This window comes from Pseudonocardia sulfidoxydans NBRC 16205, from assembly GCF_007989085.1.
GTDB lineage: Bacteria > Actinomycetota > Actinomycetes > Mycobacteriales > Pseudonocardiaceae > Pseudonocardia > Pseudonocardia sulfidoxydans.
This window is the reverse complement of sequence record NZ_BJVJ01000001.1, coordinates 1-17,130: the sequence shown is the minus strand read 5'-3', so window position 1 is coordinate 17,130 and position 17,130 is coordinate 1. Positions and strand designations below refer to the sequence as shown.

Annotated in this window: 13 protein-coding genes; 4 read left to right on the top strand and 9 right to left on the bottom strand. The window is 73.0% G+C overall.

What is annotated here, in order from left to right:
- The first annotated feature begins 35 nt into the window (after window positions 1-35).
- Window positions 36-1,217 (top strand): MFS transporter, encoded by a 1,182-nt coding sequence (locus PSU4_RS00065; protein WP_186816659.1) that lies wholly within the window; start codon window positions 36-38, stop codon window positions 1,215-1,217.
- A 145-nt stretch (window positions 1,218-1,362) separates the two neighbouring features.
- On the opposite strand, the gene PSU4_RS00060 is transcribed toward PSU4_RS00065, so the two are convergent.
- Genes PSU4_RS00060 through PSU4_RS00040 form a run of 5 tightly spaced genes read right to left on the bottom strand, consistent with a single transcriptional unit; the run spans window position 1,363 to window position 7,167 of the window.
- On the bottom strand, window positions 1,363-2,403 hold the full coding sequence (locus PSU4_RS00060; protein ID WP_147101219.1) for an alcohol dehydrogenase catalytic domain-containing protein: 1,041 nt from the start codon (window positions 2,401-2,403) through the stop codon (window positions 1,363-1,365).
- Entirely contained in the window at window positions 2,400-3,077 is a 678-nt protein-coding gene (locus tag PSU4_RS00055) for an isochorismatase family protein (protein ID WP_246114869.1), read from the bottom strand. The genes PSU4_RS00060 and PSU4_RS00055 overlap by 4 nt, the downstream gene beginning before the upstream one ends.
- Window positions 3,078-3,082: 5 nt before the next feature.
- The gene (locus tag PSU4_RS00050; RefSeq protein ID WP_147101216.1) at window positions 3,083-4,489 is read right to left on the bottom strand and encodes an amidohydrolase family protein; all 1,407 of its coding nucleotides are present in this window, start codon (window positions 4,487-4,489) and stop codon (window positions 3,083-3,085) included.
- Window positions 4,490-4,521: 32 nt separating this feature from the next.
- Window positions 4,522-5,763, bottom strand: coding sequence for a CaiB/BaiF CoA transferase family protein (locus tag PSU4_RS00045; RefSeq protein ID WP_147101213.1), 1,242 nt, complete (start codon window positions 5,761-5,763; stop codon window positions 4,522-4,524).
- Window positions 5,764-5,802: 39 nt separating this feature from the next.
- On the bottom strand, window positions 5,803-7,167 hold the full coding sequence (locus PSU4_RS00040; RefSeq protein WP_186816658.1) for an amidase: 1,365 nt from the start codon (window positions 7,165-7,167) through the stop codon (window positions 5,803-5,805).
- A gap of 260 nt (window positions 7,168-7,427) precedes the next feature.
- Between PSU4_RS00040 and PSU4_RS00035 the strand changes: the two genes are divergently transcribed.
- Together PSU4_RS00035 and PSU4_RS00030 are read left to right on the top strand one after the other, a co-directional pair.
- The gene (locus tag PSU4_RS00035) at window positions 7,428-8,123 is read left to right on the top strand and encodes a GntR family transcriptional regulator (RefSeq protein ID WP_147101207.1); all 696 of its coding nucleotides are present in this window, start codon (window positions 7,428-7,430) and stop codon (window positions 8,121-8,123) included.
- Window positions 8,124-8,184: 61 nt separating this feature from the next.
- Window positions 8,185-9,267 carry an isocitrate/isopropylmalate dehydrogenase family protein gene (locus PSU4_RS00030; RefSeq protein ID WP_147101205.1) on the top strand — a complete coding sequence of 361 codons (1,083 nt, stop codon included), beginning with the start codon at window positions 8,185-8,187 and terminating at the stop codon, window positions 9,265-9,267.
- Between the two features lie 69 nt (window positions 9,268-9,336).
- On the opposite strand, the gene PSU4_RS00025 is transcribed toward PSU4_RS00030, so the two are convergent.
- The 4 genes from PSU4_RS00025 to PSU4_RS00010 form a co-directional block, all read right to left on the bottom strand.
- The gene (locus PSU4_RS00025; RefSeq protein WP_147101202.1) at window positions 9,337-10,539 is read right to left on the bottom strand and encodes an FAD-dependent monooxygenase; all 1,203 of its coding nucleotides are present in this window, start codon (window positions 10,537-10,539) and stop codon (window positions 9,337-9,339) included.
- Window positions 10,540-10,569: 30 nt separating this feature from the next.
- Window positions 10,570-13,527, bottom strand: coding sequence for an AfsR/SARP family transcriptional regulator (locus tag PSU4_RS00020; RefSeq protein WP_147101199.1), 2,958 nt, complete (start codon window positions 13,525-13,527; stop codon window positions 10,570-10,572).
- A gap of 89 nt (window positions 13,528-13,616) precedes the next feature.
- A complete protein-coding gene (locus tag PSU4_RS00015; protein WP_147101196.1) occupies window positions 13,617-14,747 on the bottom strand; it encodes a CaiB/BaiF CoA transferase family protein in 1,131 nt (376 codons plus the stop codon).
- Window positions 14,744-15,853 (bottom strand): zinc-binding dehydrogenase, encoded by a 1,110-nt coding sequence (locus PSU4_RS00010; protein WP_186816657.1) that lies wholly within the window; start codon window positions 15,851-15,853, stop codon window positions 14,744-14,746. Before PSU4_RS00010 ends, PSU4_RS00015 begins: the two co-directional genes overlap by 4 nt.
- 139 nt (window positions 15,854-15,992) lie before the next feature.
- On the opposite strand from PSU4_RS00010, the gene PSU4_RS00005 reads away from it, so the two are divergent.
- Window positions 15,993-17,129, top strand: a complete 1,137-nt coding sequence (locus PSU4_RS00005) for a glycoside hydrolase family protein (RefSeq protein ID WP_186816656.1) — start codon at window positions 15,993-15,995, stop codon at window positions 17,127-17,129.
- The last annotated feature ends 1 nt before the right edge of the window (window position 17,130 follow it).

The window sequence follows — 17,130 nt, the reverse complement described above, 5'->3', positions numbered from 1 at the left end:
CTGCGCGGTGCAACTCGCATACAATTGGAGCGTTCGTGACGGAAGTGCGCGTGGGGTGGGGCCGGGTACTCACGGCCGTCACCTGCTCGGCCACGCTGACCATGCTGCCGGTGTTCCTCCTCGGCGCCACCGCCCCCGCCGTCGCCGCCGACCTGCACTTCGACGCCGGCCGCCTCGGCCTCGCCGTCTCCGCCTTCTGGATCGCCATGGCCGTCGCCGGGCTCGCCGGCGGACACGTCGCACACGCCCTCGGCCCCCGCGTCACGACGCTCACCGGCATCGCGATCGGCATCGCCTCCCTCGCCGGCCTCGCGACCGCCGCATCGTTCCCGCTGCTGGTCGTGTTCGCCGTCGTCGGCGGGATCGCGACCGCCCTCGCCACCCCCGCCGGCGACATGGCACTGTTCGCCGTCCTGCCCGCCGACCGGCGCGGCCTCGCCTACGGCGTCAAACAGGCCTCCCTGCCCGGGGCGTCCCTGCTGGCCGGGCTCGGCGTCCCACTCGTCGTCCTGACCGTCGGCTGGCGCTGGGCCTTCGCCGCCGCCGTCCTCGTTGCGCTCCCGGCGCTGATCGCGTTGCCCCGCAGGCTTCCCCGCTCCCACACTCCCGCGTCGTCGTCAGCGGCGCCCGCGCCGCGCCGCGCGGTGAAGCCGCGCGGGCTCGTCCCCGTCTCGGTCGCCGTCGGCCTCGCCATGGCGGCGGTCTCGGCGACCGGCGGCTTCTACGTCGTCGCCGCCGTCGACGGCGGCACCGCCGCCCCCACCGCGGGATTCCTGCTCGCGCTCGGCGGGGTCTGCGGGATCGGGGGCCGCTTCATCGCGTCCTGGCGGTTCGGGACGGCCCGCCGTCCCATGATCGTCTGCGCCGGGCTGATGGCCGCGGGCGGCCTGGGGACGGCGGGCCTCGCGCTCACCGGTTCGACGGGCGGGCTCGCCGCCGCGACCGTCCTGGCGTGCGGGGCGGGCTGGGGCTGGAACGGGCTGCTCACCCAGGACGTCGTCGCCTCGCACCCCGAGGCCACCGCCCGCGCCTCCGCCGCGATCATGGTCGGCGCCGCGACCGGTGGTGTCGCGGGCCCGGCACTGTTCGGCCTGCTCGCGACGGGCGCCGGCTACACCGTCGCCTGGCTCTGCGCCGGCGGGTGCCTGCTGCTGGCCGCGACGGTCCTCGTCGTCCGCGAGGCCCGCCGCCGGGTCCCCGCAGCTCAGCGCCTGTGAGCGGCAATAGTCGCTATAGCGACTATTGCCGCTCACAACCGTTGTGGAGCCGCTGACCGCCGGGGCGGGTTCTCTCGGTGTTCGGGGTCGGGCATGGAAGTGCCCGGGCCCCCCACCGCGAGGGCCCGGGCACCGGCAGGGGCGGCTACTCGCCGCCCACGTCCAGCAGGATCTTGCCGTAGTGCTTGCGCGCGACCAGCTCCTCCTGCGCCTTGGCCGCCTCGGCCAGCGGGTACACCGAGTGCACCCGCGGTGAGAACGTGCCGTTGGCGACGAGCCGCAGCACGGTGGTCATCTCGTCGCGGGTCTGCGTGTGCGAGGAGATGTAGGAGATGTGCCGCCGGAAGAACTCGATGATGTCGAACGGCACGACCTCGCCCGCGTGGGCGCCGATGCTGATCAGGCGGGCGTAGGGCCGCATGACCTGCATCGACTTCCCGAACGCCTCACCACCGACGACGTCGAACACCAGGTCCACCCCGCGGCCGTCGGTGGCGTCGAGCACCTCGGCGTAGAGGTCGGGGGAGGTCCTGTAGTTGATGACGTGGTCGGCGCCGTCGGCCTTGGCACGTTCGAGCGTGGCGTCCTGGCTCGCCGTGCCGATGACGGTCGCGCCCGCGGACTTGCAGATCTGCAGGGCCGCGGACGCGACGCCGGAGCCGATCGAGTGGATCAGCACCGTCTCGCCGAGCTTCAGGTCACCACGCGGGACGAGCGCGTGGTACGCGGTGCCGAACGCGGTCAGCGAGGCGGCGGCGTCGGCGAACGAGAGCCCGTCGGGAAGGGGCAGGCAGTGGTTCGCCGGCGTCAGCAGCTTCTCGGCGTAGGCGCCGCGGATGTGTTCGCCGTAGAGCTTGCGGTTCTCGCACAGGTTGTCCTGCCCGCGCTTGCACCACTCGCAGTACCCGCAGGTGCGGATGTAGGAGACGGCGACGCGGTCGCCGACCTTCGGCGACTCGACACCCTCACCGACGGACGACACGACGCCCGCACATTCGAGCCCGAGGATGTGGGGCATCTCGAAGTCGAAGCGCGACACCCCTTCGCGGATGTCGATGTCGACGTGGTTGAGCGCCGTGAACCGCACGTCGACGACGACCTCGCCCGGTCCGGCGACCGGGTCGGGCATGTCGGTGAGGCGCAGGACCTCCGGGCCGCCGAAGGTGTCGAAGACGACGGCCTTCATCCCGCACCCGCCCGGGCCGCGGCGACCGCGTTGATGGCCGCGATCGCCTCCTCGCTCGTCACGACGTCGGCGTACTTGCCGTCGAGGTCGATCAGGTTGGCGCGGTGCTGCTCGGGGCTGCGGTCGCCGACGGCGTCGGCGACCACGACCGAGCGGAACCCGTAGGCCTGGGCGTCGACGGCGGTCTGGCGGACGCAGCCCGACGTCGAGCAGCCGACGTTGATGATCGTGTCGATCCCGCGGTTCTGCAGCACCTGCTGCAGCTCGGTGCCGATGAACGAGCTGCTGTGCCGCTTGGTCAGCAGGTAGTCGCCGTCGGCCATCGCGACGCGCTCGTCGATCTCCACCCACCGGCTGCCCAGCGTCAGCGCACCGAGCGCCGGCACCTTCTCGACGAAGAGGCCGCCGTCGGCGAGGTCGGGCCGGTAGGCGACCCGGGTGTAGACGACCGGCACGCCGGCCTCGCGGGCCGCCGCGAGGATGCGCTGCGTGACCTCGATCGGCGCGTCCTGGTTGGCCGAGCCGAGCGGGCACTCGGGGTCGGTCATGCCGTACTGGAAGTCGATCACCAGCACGCAGGGGTTGGCACCGAAACCGGTGCGCCGACGCATGCCCCGGGAGGCGTAGTCGTCGAGCGTGGTGTCGTCGATCGCCGCGGGTCGCGTTGCCGTCACGGGGCTCAGACCGTCTCGGGTGTCGACGCCGGGACGAACCGGCCGATGTTCTGCGGGCCGACGAAGGCGCCCTTGTCGATCATCACGTTGCCGCGCAGGATCGTCGTCACCGGCATGCCGTTGACGTCCCAGCCGTCCCAGTTGCTGTAGTCGCAGTCCGAGTGCAGGTTCTCGCCCTGCTTGTAGGTGTGGGTGAAGCCGTCGTCCATGAGCACGATGTCGGCGTCGGCGCCCGGGCGCAGGACGCCCTTCGTGCCGTAGAGGCCGAAGATGCGGGCCGGGTTGGCCGAGGTGAGCTCGACGAACCGGGGGACCGACAGCCTGCGCTTGCGCACACCCTCGGACCAGAACACCGACATGCGGGTCTCGACGCTGTTCGTCCCGCCGGTGACGTTGTCGACGGTGTCGCCCATCATCTTGTTGTCCCACGGGATGGTGTAGTCGTCGCTGGCGAGCGTGTGCAGGTCGCCGGACTCGCACGCCGCCCACAGCGCGTCGCGGTGCTCGATCGTCTTGTTGGGCGGGTAGTTCATGTAGCGCTGGCCGTTGGGGCGCTGGTAGAGCTCGGGGTCGAACACCAGGTTCGGGTGCAGGACCTCCCCGAAGGCGTGCGTCCCCTTCTCGCGGAACTCGCCGATCGCCTCGATCGACTCCTTGGCCGAGACGTGGACGATGTAGAGGGGCGAGTCGGTGCGCTGCGACAGCAGCAGCATGCGGCGCACCGCGGCCTCCTCGGCCAGCGGCGGGCGGGCCTCGCCGATGTTGGAGAAGTGCTCGCGGCCCTGGCTGTAGAGCTTGCGGACGTTGTAGTCGATGATGCAGTCGTCCTCGCAGTGCACCATCACGATGCCGCCGTGCTGCTGCGTCTCCAGCATCGCCGAGTAGATGCGGCCGTCGTCGGTCATCATGCCGCCGATGGCCTCGCTGCCGCCGAACGTCGTGAAGAACTTGAACGACGTGACGCCGCCGCTGATCGCCTCACGGATCCGGTCGGCGTTGGACTGCGGCCAGTTGCCGGTCATGATGGCGTGCAGCGCGTAGTCGCTGTAGAGGTTCTGCGAGTTCGTCTTCTCCATCTTCGACTGGATGGACTCGACGAGGTCCTCCTCGCCCCACGACATCGAGAAGTCGATGTAGGTCGTGGTGCCGCCCCAGAGGCCGGCCCGCGAGCCCGCCTCCGAGGACTGGGCCTTCATGGCCTCGGAGATCTGCAGGTCGTAGTGCACGTGGCTGTCGATGCCGCCGGGCAGCACGTACTTGCCGGCCGCGTCGACGACGGTCGCGGCGCCCGTCTCGGAGAACTGGCCGTGCGTGCCGACCGCGACGATCTTCTCGTCCTTGACGGCGATGTCGAGGGGCTGCACCGTACGGTCGTCGGCGACCAGCCCGTTGGTGACGATGAGGTCGTACATTCTCGCTCCCTTGCCCTGCGGTGGGTTGTAGCTCAGATGGCCCCGACGTCCTTGAGCTTCTGGTACTCCTCCTGCGACAGCCCCACCTCGTCGAGGTAGAAGCTCTCGTTGTCCTGTCCCATCACGCCACCGAGGTGGCTGACCCCGCCCGGTGTCTCCGACAGCCGCGGGTGCACGTGCGTCACCGACGTCGGTCCCAGCTCGGGGTCGTCGATGCGCTGCAGCAGTTCGCGGGCCTGGAAGTGCGGGTGCTCGGCGACCTGCTTGATGTCGTGCACCGCCGCGGCGGCGACGCGGGCCTCCTCGAAGCGGCGCAGCACCTCCTCCTGCGGGTGCTTCGCGACGAACTCGGCGATGGCCTCGTCGAGGTCCGCGACGTTGCGCAGCCGCGCCTCGTTGTCGAGGAAGCGGCGGTCGGTGATGAGCTCGGGGCGGTCCATGACCCGGAACATGCGCTCCACGATGGCCTGGGTTCCGCCGGAGATCGAGATCCAGTGCCCGTCCGAGCACTGGTAGGTGTTGCGCGGCGCCAGGTCGGCCAGCCGGTTGCCGGAACGCTGGCGGACGACGCCGCGCTTCTCCCAGTCGAGCATCGTGTAGTCGATGAGCCGGTAGGTGGCCTCGGTGATGGCGTTGTCGATGACCTGGCCCTTGCCGCCGTTGACGTCGCGCCAGTAGACGGCGGCCAGGACGGCCATCGCGCCGGTGAGGGCGGCGACACCGTCGGCCAGCGGGTAGCCCGCGATCGAGGGGGGCCGGTCGTCGGCGCCGGTGATGTAGGCCAGGCCGGAGAACCCTTCGGCCAGGGTGCCGAACCCGGGGCGCTCGGCGTAGGGGCCGGTCTGCCCGTAGCCGGAGGTGCGCAGGATGATCAGTTTCGGGTTGATCTCCTGGAGGACCTCGGGCCCGAGGCCCCACCGCTCCATGACGCCGGGCCGGAAGTTCTCGATGAGGATGTCGAACTCCGGGACCAGCCGGCGTACGAGCTCCTGGCCCTCGGGCTTGTTCAACGCCAGCGTGATGAGCCGCTTGTTGCGCGCCAACGTCTTCCAGGCCAGGGACACGCCTTCGAACTGGGTGCCCCACTTGCGGACCGGGTCCCCGGTGCCGGGCAGTTCCGCCTTGACGACGTCGGCGCCGTAGTCGGCGAGGTAGGTCGCGGCCCAGGGTGCCGCCATCATCGTGGCCAGGTCGAGGACCCGCAGGCCCTCGAGCGCGCCGCGCCCCTTCTCGACGGGCGAGAGCGCCGAGACGTCGACGGTGTGCTCTGTCATGACAACCTTCCGGTCTGCCCTGGTGGGCGTGGGCGCTGGTCAGCGGGTGGGGACGGCTGCGCGTGCGGTGTGCCAGTCGGTGACGTCCTGGTACGCGCACGCGATCTGGAACAGGACGGCCTCGCCGAAGCGGGGCGCGGTGATCGCGACCCCGACGGGCAGGCCGCTGCGGGGGTGGAAGCCGATCGGCAGGCTCAGCGTCGGCCCGTCGTGCAGCGCCCACGGGTAGGTGATCCGGCCGAGCTGCAACGTCTGCGCGCGGGAGTCGGGGCCACCGGCCATCGGGACGTCGACGGGCACGACGGGTGTGACGATGACGTCGAGGTCGGCGAAGACCCGGGCGAGCCGGGTCCGGTACTCGGCGCGGAACGCCAGGGAGCGGGCGAGGTCGACCGCGGGGATGTCGAGCCCGGCGGAGACGCGGCCGAACACGTCGGGGGAGAAGTGGTCGGGGTGGGCGAGCAGCCGTTCCTGGTGGAACGACGCCCCTTCGCTGCCGACGATGCGTGTCCAGTGCTCGTGTGCGCCGGTCGCGCCGAAGTCGGGGACGTCGGCGGTCCGGGTGCCCTGGTCGGACAGCCAGCCCAGGAACGTCTCGATGCGTTCGCCGACGCCGTCGTCGAGGTCGTCGAAGAAGAAGGTGCGTGCGACGCCGACGGTGAGGCCGTCGAGGGGCTTCCCGATCGCCGACGTGGCGGGGGCGCCCGTCGACACCACCGAGTAGGGGTCGGCCGGGTCGTACCCGACGAGCGCCTCGGTCAGCCGGGCGGCGTCGATCGCGTAGCGGGCCATGGGGCCGACGGTGTCCTGGGTCTTCGCGGCCGGCAGCACACCGTCGATGGAGATGGCGCCGACGCTGGGCCGCAGCCCGACGACACCGTTGAGCGCGGCGGGGATGCGGACCGAGGCGCCGGTGTCGGTGCCCAGCGCGAGGTCGCAGTAGCCGGCGGCGATCGCCGCGCCGGACCCGCCGGAGGAGCCGCCGGGGATGCGGTCGAGGTCCCACGGGTTGCGGCAGGCGCCGTAGGTCAGGTTCTGGGTCGTCGCGCCCCAGGCCAGTTCGGCCATGTTCAGCTTGGCGTTGACGACGGCACCCGCCGCGCGCAACCGTCGGACGACGGTCGCGTCGTCGGTCGCGACGTTGTCGGACAGGAAGGAGGCGCCCGCGGTGGTCCGGACGCCGGCGACGTCGATGTTGTCCTTGAGCGCGACCAGCGCGCCGTCGAGGGGGCCCAGCGACGCACCGGTGGCGCGGCGCCCGGCGGCGGCCTCGGCGTCGGCACGCGACGAGTCCACCCAGGTGATGACGGCGCGGACCCGGTCGTCGACCTCCTGATACCGCGCGTGTGCGGTGTCCCAGCCCTGCGGACCACCGAGCGGTGCGCGGTCATCGGGGAGCTGCACGCCCGACCTCCTGTTGTCGAGGGGGGCCGCAGACCCGGCGCGGCCGTCCCAAACTGTATGCAACTCGCGGCTGTGGCGTCAACGGCCGGAAGGACGGTTCTGGCCGTGAATCCGCAGCCAGTGGCCCCCGGCGTACGTAACCCTCCGGAAACAGTTGTGCGGATCGCGTGCCGCGAACTGTGCACAAAGTTCGAGGATCTTCGAGGTTCCGGAGCCCGAGTGGGTGGCGTGGGCCGTGCGGACCTGTACCGTCTCGCCGGGTGACGTCGAGTAACGAACGGGCGGCCGACCGGGCGTACCGCATGATCCGGGCGGACATCATGTCCGGCGACCTGGAGGGCGGGTCCCGCCTGGGCGAGGCCAACATGGCCGAGCGCTACGGCCTGTCCCGCACCCCGGTCCGCGAGGCGCTGCGCCGCCTGCAGTCCGAAGGGCTCATCGAGGCGCTGCCCCACCGCGGTGCCCGGGTGGTCGACTGGCGCTCGCTCGACATCGCCGCGATCTACGACCTCCGCGCCGTGGTCGAGGGCTTCTTCGTGCGTCGCGCCGCGATCACGATGCCCGACTCCGAGATCGACCGGCTGTCGGGCCTGTGCGACACCGTCGAGCGCCGCACCGCCGAGCTCTCGCTCAGGGATCCCGAGCTCATCGACCTGACCGCGGAGTTCAACCGCGAGTTCCACGGCTCCATCGCCCGTGCCGCGGGCGGGGAGATCTTCGCGGCGGTGCGCGGCAGTGTCGTCATCGGCCCGCTGGTGCTGCGGACCGTGCACGACTACACCCGCGAGGACCAGCAGCGCAGCAACCGCCATCACCGCGAGATCCTCGCCGCGTTCCGGGCGCGCAGCCCCGAGTGGGCGGAGTCGGTGATGCTCGCGCACGTCTACTCGGCGAAGACCCGGCTGCTCGAGGGGCGCGAGCAGCTGCTCGGTCCTGCTTCCGTCGAGGCGAGCTGACTGCATACAATCCGCGGGCTCTGCGCTGCGTCTGAGCGTGACCACCCTGAACGGAGCCCGCATGCCCGCGCCGCCCGCCCCCGCCTCCTACGAGGTCGTCGTCCTGCCCGGCGACGGCATCGGCGTCGAGGTCACGGATGCGGGCGTCGCCGTCCTCCGCGCGGTCGCCGAACCGCTCGGCCTGCGCTTCGACCTGGACTTCCACCAGGCCGGAGCCGGCGCGTACAAGGAGACCGGCGTCGCGATCGCCGAGACCGTGACGACCGCGGCCGGCGACGCCGACGCCATCCTCTTCGGCGCCATGGGTCTGCCCGACGTCCGCCGCGACGACGGCACCGAGATCGCCCCGCAGATCGACCTCCGCGAGCGCTTCGGTCTCGTCGCCGGCGTCCGGCCTGCGACGCTGCTCCCCGGAATCGACCCCGTGTTGTATGCACCCAAGGTCGACTTCGTCACCGTGCGGGAGAGCACCGAAGGCCTGTTCGCCGGCCGCAACGACCCGCCGTCGGGGGACCCCGACGTCGAGCACGACCGTATGACCATCACCCGCGCCACGAGCGAGACCCTGTTCGAGGTCTCCTTCTCCCTGGCCGCCGCCCGGCGCCGCACCGGTGGTCCTGGCCGGGTCACGCTGTTCGACAAGGCCAACGTGCTCAAGAGCCAGGCCTTCCTGCGCCGCATCTTCGATGAGGTCGCCGAACGCCACCCCGGCATCGAGACCGAGCGGGTCTACGTCGACGCCGGCGTCATGATGATGGTGCGCGAACCCGAACGGTTCGACGTCGTCGTCATGGAGAACATGTTCGGCGACATCGTGTCCGACCTCGCCGCGGGCATCACCGGCGGACTCGGCCTCGCCCCCTCGGCCGACATCGGCCGCGACCACGCCGTCTTCCAGCCCTGCCACGGCAGCGCCCCCGACATCGCCGGTCGCGACCTCGCCAACCCCGTCGGCATGATCCTGTCCGTCGCGATGATGCTCGACTGGCTCGGCGACCGGCACGACGACGCCCGCTGCCTCGACGCCGCCCGCCGGGTCCGTGCGGCCGTCGACGCGACCCTCGCTGCCGGGACCCGCACCCGCGACGTCGGCGGCACCGCGGGTACGACGTCGTTCACCGAGGCGGTCGTCGCGGCCCTCTGAACCCCTGTGAGTGGCAATAGTCGCTATCGCGACTATTGCCACTCACAACCTCTGGCCAGGCACGATGCGTCAGGATTCGGTCAGGTTGCCCCGCGGCGCCGGGTAGTCGCGCAGGTCGACGTCGGTGGCGTAGTCGTCGGTCATCCGCATCATGAGCCACAGCATGGGCCGGAAGCGGAACAGCGCGTTGCGCGTCCACATGCCGTGGCGGGTGCGGGGCGCCAGGAACGGGCCCGCGTTCCCCGCCTTCGCGACCTTCGCGTAGCGGCGCATGAGCACCTCGTACTGCGCGAACGCCACCTCGTGGTCGCCGCGGGCGGCGGCCAGCTCACCGGCGAGCACATACGCACCGACGACCGCGAGGCCCGTCCCGAAACCGCCCAACGTGTTGCCCCACGCCGAGTCGCCGAGCAGCACGACCCGCCCCGACGAGTAGCGGTCGATGCGGACCTGGCTGATCGAGTCGAGGTAGAAGCCCGTCGACGCCGGCATCCTGTCGACGATCTCGCCCACCCGCCAACCCGCGCCCCGGTAGGCGTCGGCGAGCATCCGCTGCTGGGCGGGGACGTCGTCGCGGGCGGCGTCGAGCTGCGCCGCGGTGTCCTTCGACGCGAACACGAAGAACGCGGGGGCCTTCGGGCCGCCGACCGCGCACATGCGGCCGCGCTCGTTGTACATGACACCGCCGTGCACACCCTCGACCTCGCCGATGTCGGCCAGCGCGTAGTGGAAGCCCAGGTGGTGGACGTAGTCGGCCTCCGGCCCGAACGCGATCCGGCGTACGGCGGAGTGGATGCCGTCGGCCCCGACGACGAGGTCGAACGTGCGCGGCGCGGCGTCGCGGAAGGTGACGTGCAGGCCGTCGGCGGTCTCGGTGAGCGAGGTGATCGTGTCGCCGAAGACGTACTCGCAGTCCTCCACGGTGCGTTCGTAGAGGATCGCGGCCAGGTCGCCGCGGCGGATCTCGACGTCGCCTCCGGTGAAGTCGCCGGGGATGACGGTGACGGGGCGGCCGTCGGCGTCGATGACGGTCTGGTCGTGGCCGCCGGTGGCGCGGCGCTCGATCTCCTCCCAGAGACCCATCTTGTCGAGGACCGCGCGGTGGATCGCGCCCTTGAAGTCGACGGCCTGGCCACCGGTGCGCAGCTCGGGCGCCCGCTCCACGATCGTGACGGTCGCGCCGTAGCGGGTGAGCCACCAGGCCAGGGCCGGTCCGGCGATGCTGGCGCCGGAGACGAGGACGGTGGTGCCGGTCAGGTCGTTGTTCGTCATGACCAGAAGGTGGCGGGTACCGCTGACAGCTCACCGACAGTCGGCTGACGAGACGCGGAGCGCCTCCTCGCGGGGGAGGGCGGCGCCGCGGGACCAGGCGGCAGAGAAGGCGTCGGGGCCCACGGCGTCGCGGGCCCGCGCCGCGACGCGGGCGACGTGCGGGTCGCCCGCCACGGCCGTCCCGCGGAGCGCGACGGCGACGCCGAGCAGGAACGCGGCCCTTTCGGGACCGACCGTCGATGCCACGCCTTCCAGGGCGTCGGCCCGCGCCGCGGCCAGCGGGGGTGCCGCGTCCAGCGCGTCGCGGTGGAGGCGCCGGGCCTCCTCGGGGTCCTCGGCGGCACGGCCGCGGGCCGTCAACGCGGCGGCTCCCTCGCCGGCGGCGGCCAGTACCGCACGGGCTGCCGGGAGGTCGCCCCGGGCCATCGCGATCTCCGCCTCCACGAGCTTCGCCTCCTGCGGCAGCGGGGAACGGCCTGCGCTCGTCCAGAGCTCGCGGGCATGCGCGACGTCGGCCGCCGCGGCGTCGACGTCGCCCCGGCGCAGCAGGCCCGTCGCCCGGTGGCACAGGACCTCCGCGCACTCGTCGAGCGCGCCCAGCTCCTCCTGCAGCCGCAGCGCCTCCGACCACAGCTCCTGCGCCCGCGCCCACTCGCCCCGGCGGCTCGCGACCAGCGCGAGCCAGTCGAGCGCCTGCGCACCGCCCCAGCGCTCGCCGAGCTCGTCGAACGCGTCGCGGGCCGCGGCGAGCCCGGCGTCGGCGGGCCGGCCGTCGAGCAGGTCGAGCAGGGCGGAGCTGAGCCGGTCGAGCGCGACGCTCCACGGGTCGGTGCCGATGAGTCGCGGGTTCGGGCCGGCTGCGGGTGGACCCGCCGCCATGCCCCACAACGCCGCCCCGAACGGGTGCCGCAGCTCGCGGCCGCGGGTGCGCATGATCGCCTCACCGCGCGCCCAGTGCTCCGGTGCCGCGCGCGGGACCGCGTGGGCGACCACGGATGCGTACTCCTCGTCCATGCCGTCGGGCGGGTCGCCTGCTCGCAGGAGTGCCGCCGCGACCGGGCCGGGTCTGCTGTGCCGCCCCGACAGCCACCAGTAGGCGGCCAGGGCTGCGACCAGCGCGAACGCCGTCGGTCGGTCGTGGTCGGCGGACCAGCGCAGCGCCGCCGTCAGGTTCGCGTCCTCGGCGGAGAGCCGCGCGAGCCACCGGAGCTGGTCGGCCCGGCGCAGCTGCGGATCGGCCTCCCGGGCCAGGGCGAGGTGGTGGCGGGCGTGGGCGGCGGCGGTCGCGTCGCGCTCCGCGGCGTCGTCGAGCCGGGCCAGGCAGAACAGCCGAACCGTCTCGAGCATCCGGTAGCGCTCGCCGTCGGTCTCGACGAGCGAGCGGTCGACGAGGTCGTCGAGAACGTCCTCGGGCACCCCGCACACCGCCTCGACGGCCTCGGCGGGTGCGCCACCGGCGAAGATCGCGAACCGCCGCGCCAGGGTCTGCTCCTCGTCGTTGAGCAGGTCCCAGCTCCACGCGACGACGGCCTCCAACGTGCGGTGCCGGGCGTCGGCGGTGGGGTCGCCGCGGGAAAGGACCCGGAACCGGTCGTGCTCGGACAGCCTGCGCGCCAAGGTGTCGACGCCGAACTGCCGCAGCCGGGCCGCCGCCAGCTCGATGGCCAGCGGGAGGCCGTCGAGCGCGGCGCAGATCGTCTCGACGGTCGCCGCGTTCGTGGAGTCGACGACGAAACCGGGCCGGACGGCGGCGGCGCGGTCGGCGAAGAGCCGCACCGCGTCCGGGAGCGGAGCGAGAGGCAGCAGGGTCTCGCCGGTGAGCCCGAGGGGTTCCCGGCTCGTCGCGACGATCCGGACGCCGGGGCAGGCCGCCAGTACCTCGCGGGCGACGGCGGCCGCGGCGGCGACGACCTGTTCGCAGTTGTCGACGACGAGCAGCAGGTGCTGCTGCTCGCCGAGCGCTGCGACGAGCCGGTCGAGCGGTGTCGTGACGCCGGTGGGGGAGTCGCGAACCCCGAGCGCGGCGAGGACGGTGGTGGCGACGGCGTCGCGGTCGGCCGTCGGCCCGAGCGGGGTGAGCTCCACCCAGCATCCGACGCCGGCCGCGTACTCGGCGGCCAGCCGCGTCTTGCCCATGCCGCCGGGGCCGAGGATCGTCACGAGCCTGCTGGTCGCGAGTGCGGCGAGCCGGTCGAGCTCCGCCGCCCGGCCGACGAACGAGGTCAGCTGCGCCGGTGCCGTGCGCGGCCGGGGTGGGGCGGGGTGCTCGGCGCGCAGGATGGCGGTGTGCACCTCGGCCAGCTCCGGCGACGGGTCGGTGCCCAGCTCGGCGCGCAGCAGCTTGCGGACCTTCTCGTACTCCTCCAACGCCTGCGCCGGGCGGCCCGCGGCGTGCAGCGCGCGCATCAGCAGGCCGCGGAGGCGTTCCCGCAACGGGTGCTCGGCTGCGAGCGCCTCCAGGGTCGCGACGGACGTGCCGTCGGGCAGCGCCAGCTCCGCCTCGGCGAGGTCCTCCTGCGCGTCGAGGCGCAGCCCGTCGAGCCGGGTCGTCGCGGGGCCGGGCGCGAGGTCGGGCAGCGCCGGTCCGCGCCACAACCCGAGCGACTCCCGCTGGAGCGCGGCAGCGTCGCTCGCGCGTCCCTCCGCGAGTGCGCGGCGGCCGTCGGCGGCGAGCCGCGCGAACCGCAGCGCGTCGACGTCGTCCGGGTCGGCCGCGACCCGGTAGCCGCCGCCGGTGAACTCGATCGTCCCGGGCGGCAGCGCGCGCCGCAGCCGCGACACCTGCGCCTGCACCGCGTTCGCCGCGCCCGCGGGCAGGTCGTCGCCGTACTGGCCGTCGACGAGCGCGTCCACGCTCACGACCCGGCCCGCCTGCAGCAGCAGCATCGTCAGCAGCGCCCGCGGGCGGGGTCCGCCGACGGCGACGTCCTCACCCGAGGAGGTCCGGACCTGCAGCGGTCCGAGGATGCCGTACTGCACCTCCCGCATCCTGCCCCACGTCTCGGCAGAAGGTGGCCGCGCCCAGGTGGGGAGCAGACCAGGTGCGGGGTCGTGAGTGGCGATAGTCGCGATAGCGACTATCGCCACTCACAGTCGGTGTGTTGGCCGAGCGTCGGCGGGTTGCGGAGTACGACGTCGGGGGAGAGGAACGGCAGCCGCGGCAGGGAGGGGGCGCCGGGAGGGGCGTCGACCGGGTCGACCAGCATCCGGCGTTCCTGCGCAACGGGGGTCGCGAGGGCCTCGTCGAGCCGGTTGACCGCGGACACCGGGACCTTGGCGTCGCCGAGGATCCGCTCCAGGTCGCGCCGGGGATGCAGCGATGTTCGTGCCTCCAGGAGCTCGTGCAGCGCCTCCCGGTTCACGACGCGCTCGCCGACGGACCCGAACCGTGGATCGTCGGCGACCTCGGGGACGCCGAGGGCGGCGCACATCCGTCGGAAGATCGCGTCGTTGCCCGCGGCGACCATCAGCTCGCCGTCGGAGGCGCGGAACGTCTCGTAGGGGGCGGCCATCGGCGTGACCGCACCGGTCTTGACGGGCGGGCGCCCCGTCGCGACGAGGTTGACCATCTGATGGCACATGAGGGCGAACCCGGAGTCGACGAGCGCGACCTCGACCCGCTCCCCGCGGCCGCTCGCGGAACGGCGGGCCAGCGCGGACATGATGCCCATCGCCGCCCACATGCCGGTCGTGAGGTCGACGACCGACGCCGGCACCCGCGCCGACGGCCCGCCGGGGTGGCCGGTGGCGTCGACGATGCCGGTGAAGGCCTGGACGACGGGGTCGTAGCCGGGCAGCTCCGCGCCGAGGGGCCCGCGCCCGAACGCGGACACCGAGCAGTAGACGAGCCGCGGGTTGCGCGCCGAGAGCGTCTCCCAGGACAGGCCGAGCGTGTCGAACTTGCCGGGCCGGTAGCTCTCCATGACGACGTCGGCCTGGTCGCACAGCCGCAGCGCCGCATCGAGACCGGAGGGGGTGGTCAGGGCGAGGACGACGCTGCGCTTGTTGCGGTTGAACGTCGTGAAGATCGTCGAGATGCCGTCGTCGGCGAAGGGGGCGAGGCGCCGCGAGTCGTCACCACCGGGCTTCTCGATCTTGACGACGTCGGCGCCCTGGTCGGCCAGGATCATCGCGGCGTAGGGCCCGGCGATCATGGCGGTGAAGTCGACGACCCGCAGCCCGGCGTAGGTGGAGCCCTGCCCGCTCACGGGAGCCGGGGGTCGAGGACGGGCTTGATCTCGGCCATGGCGTGCATGGCGTCCATCGCGCGGTCGAGGTCGGACAGGCCGTAGGTGGTGCCGAGGATGCGGTTCCAGTCGAAGCGGTCGGCGAACCGGTCGAGCGCGTCGAGGGCGACGGCGTAGTCGCCGATGTCGCCGCTCATCGAGCCGCGCAGCTGCAGCCCGTACCCGACGATCCGGGCGACGTCGACCTGCTGGCGCTCGCCGCCGAGCGTGCCCATGAGGACGTAGCGGCCGTTGCGTCCCATCATGTCGACGCCCTCGGCCGCGGCACCGGGTGCGCCCGCCATCTCGAAGGCGACGCTCGGTCCGCCGCCCGTCAGGTCCCGCACGATCTCGACCCGATCCACAGGGTCGGGATGCTCCTCGACGGACACGACGTCGGTGGCGCCCCACTCCTGCGCGACGGCGAGGCGGTCGGCCGGGCCGCCCACGACGACCAGCGTGCGGGGCTCGTGCAGGGAGGCGAGTGCCGTCGTGAAGAGCCCGACCGGGCCCGCCCCCTGGACGAGCACGGTGTCGGAGAAGTCGATGCGCCCCAGGACGTCCAGGGCCCGGACGACGGTGCGGACCGCGCAGCTGCCGGCGGCCGCCCAGGTGCTCTCGACACCGTCGGGGATCACCAGCCGCCCGGCGCGGGGGACGACGTAGCCGACCTCGGCGAAGGTCCCGGTGAAGTGGGGCGGGCGGCTGCAGTCGGACATGTAGCCGATGTAGCGCTGCGGGCACAGCGTCGGCTCCTTGTCGAGGGTGCACTGGCGGCAGCGCCCGCACGGGGTGTGCGCCCAGACGATCCGGTCGCCGATCCGGACGGGGTTGCCGAGGCTGTCGACCTCGGCTCCCGCGCCGATCGCGGTGACCCGGCCGGCCATCTCGTGGCCGAGGATCAGGGGCGGGGAGATCGGGAGGCGTCCTTCGAGGTCACCGGCCCACACGTGCACGTCGGAGCCGCAGATAGTGGCGGCCTCGATGTCGACGACGAGCGCCCCGGGCTCGGGTTCGGGGCGCGGGAACGTCTCGACGGTGAAGGGGGCGCGGTACCGGGTGAGGACGGCTGCTCTGGCGTCGGTCACGTTCCCCTTCCTAGCCGATGACACGGCGCCGCGCCCGGTTCTCCGGGGTCTCGGGCGTCGCCCGCGATCGGGTGAGGTGCGGGGTCCGGGGGTGAGGGGCTGCCAGGGTGAGGACATGGGCGGCGGTGCGGGGCGCGTCATGACCAGGTTCGTGCGCGCCCTCGTCGTGTGCGCGGTGCTCGCGGCGGGGCTCGTCGCGACGACGGCGGCGGCGGCCCCGACCGCACCCGCGGCCGCTCCCGAGGGGATCACCATCTCCGGGGTCGACCTCCACGACGGCATGGTCCTGCAGGCCGACGGCGTCTACCTGCTCTACGGGACGATGTACGGCTGCGGGTTCGCGTGGGGTGTCGCGTCGCCGTGGTGCGGGTTCGGGGTCGCGCAGGCGACGAGCCCGTCCGGGCCGTGGTCGGCGCCGACCCGGCTGTTCTCGCCCACGTCCGTCAGCCCGTTCCGGGGTGCGGTGTGGCAGACGATCTGCGGCGACTCGGGCGCGGGCTGCTTCAACCCGCGGATGGTGCAGCGCACCGGCTGGGGTGCCGACGACGGCGCCTGGATCCTCTGGTTCAACGCCCCCGACGACTTCAACCGCCTGCGCGCCAACGCCTACTACTCGATGGAGTGCGCGGGCCCGACCGGGCCGTGCGGCGGCAGCGGACGCGCCACGACGAAGCCGTCGATGTACGACTGCACCGACAACGGCGACTTCTCGATCGTCGTCGACGCCCCGCGCCCGCCGGTGATGCTGTGCACGATGGCCGACCAGACGCTCGCGTCGGAACGGCTGACCCCGGCCGGGACCGCGGGCGCCGGGGGTGGTGCGCGCCGGCTGGCGGGGCTGACGAACACCGAGGCGCCGGGCGCCTACCGTGATCCGTCGACGGGCACGTGGATCATGACCTACAGCGACCCGCACTGCGGGTACTGCGCGGGCGCGCCGACCGGGTACGCGACGGCGTCGTCGCTCGCCGGGCCGTGGACCGCACCGCCCAACACCAACCCCGACTGGGGTGCGCCGCCGGCTGGGCGCCGGGCGGTCTCGGCGACGTCGTGCGGCGGACAGGCGCGCACCGTCGTCACCTTGTCGGGGCAGGCCTACCAGTTCATCGACCTGTGGCTGGGCACCCGCAACGAGACGGCGGCGGCGGTGCGGCTGGAGCCGCTGGTGTACCGGGGCGAGTCACCGCCCGGGAGCCCGCTGCAGGCGTTCGCGCCGTGGAGGTGCGGGGCTACCGAGGGCGGACCGCACGGATCGCCCCACCGCGGGCGCGCCTAGG

What these genes read in the sequence shown, in the direction of transcription:
- PSU4_RS00005 (WP_186816656.1), top strand. Translation starts at nt 15,993, where the DNA reads ATGACCAGGTTCGTGCGCGCCCTCGTCGTGTGCGCGGTGCTCGCGGCG.
- PSU4_RS00025 (WP_147101202.1), bottom strand. Translation starts at nt 10,539, where the DNA reads ATGACGAACAACGACCTGACCGGCACCACCGTCCTCGTCTCCGGCGCC.
- PSU4_RS00030 (WP_147101205.1), top strand. Translation starts at nt 8,185, where the DNA reads ATGCCCGCGCCGCCCGCCCCCGCCTCCTACGAGGTCGTCGTCCTGCCC.
- PSU4_RS00050 (WP_147101216.1), bottom strand. Translation starts at nt 4,489, where the DNA reads ATGTACGACCTCATCGTCACCAACGGGCTGGTCGCCGACGACCGTACG.
- PSU4_RS00020 (WP_147101199.1), bottom strand. Translation starts at nt 13,527, where the DNA reads ATGCGGGAGGTGCAGTACGGCATCCTCGGACCGCTGCAGGTCCGGACC.
- PSU4_RS00060 (WP_147101219.1), bottom strand. Translation starts at nt 2,403, where the DNA reads ATGAAGGCCGTCGTCTTCGACACCTTCGGCGGCCCGGAGGTCCTGCGC.
- PSU4_RS00045 (WP_147101213.1), bottom strand. Translation starts at nt 5,763, where the DNA reads ATGACAGAGCACACCGTCGACGTCTCGGCGCTCTCGCCCGTCGAGAAG.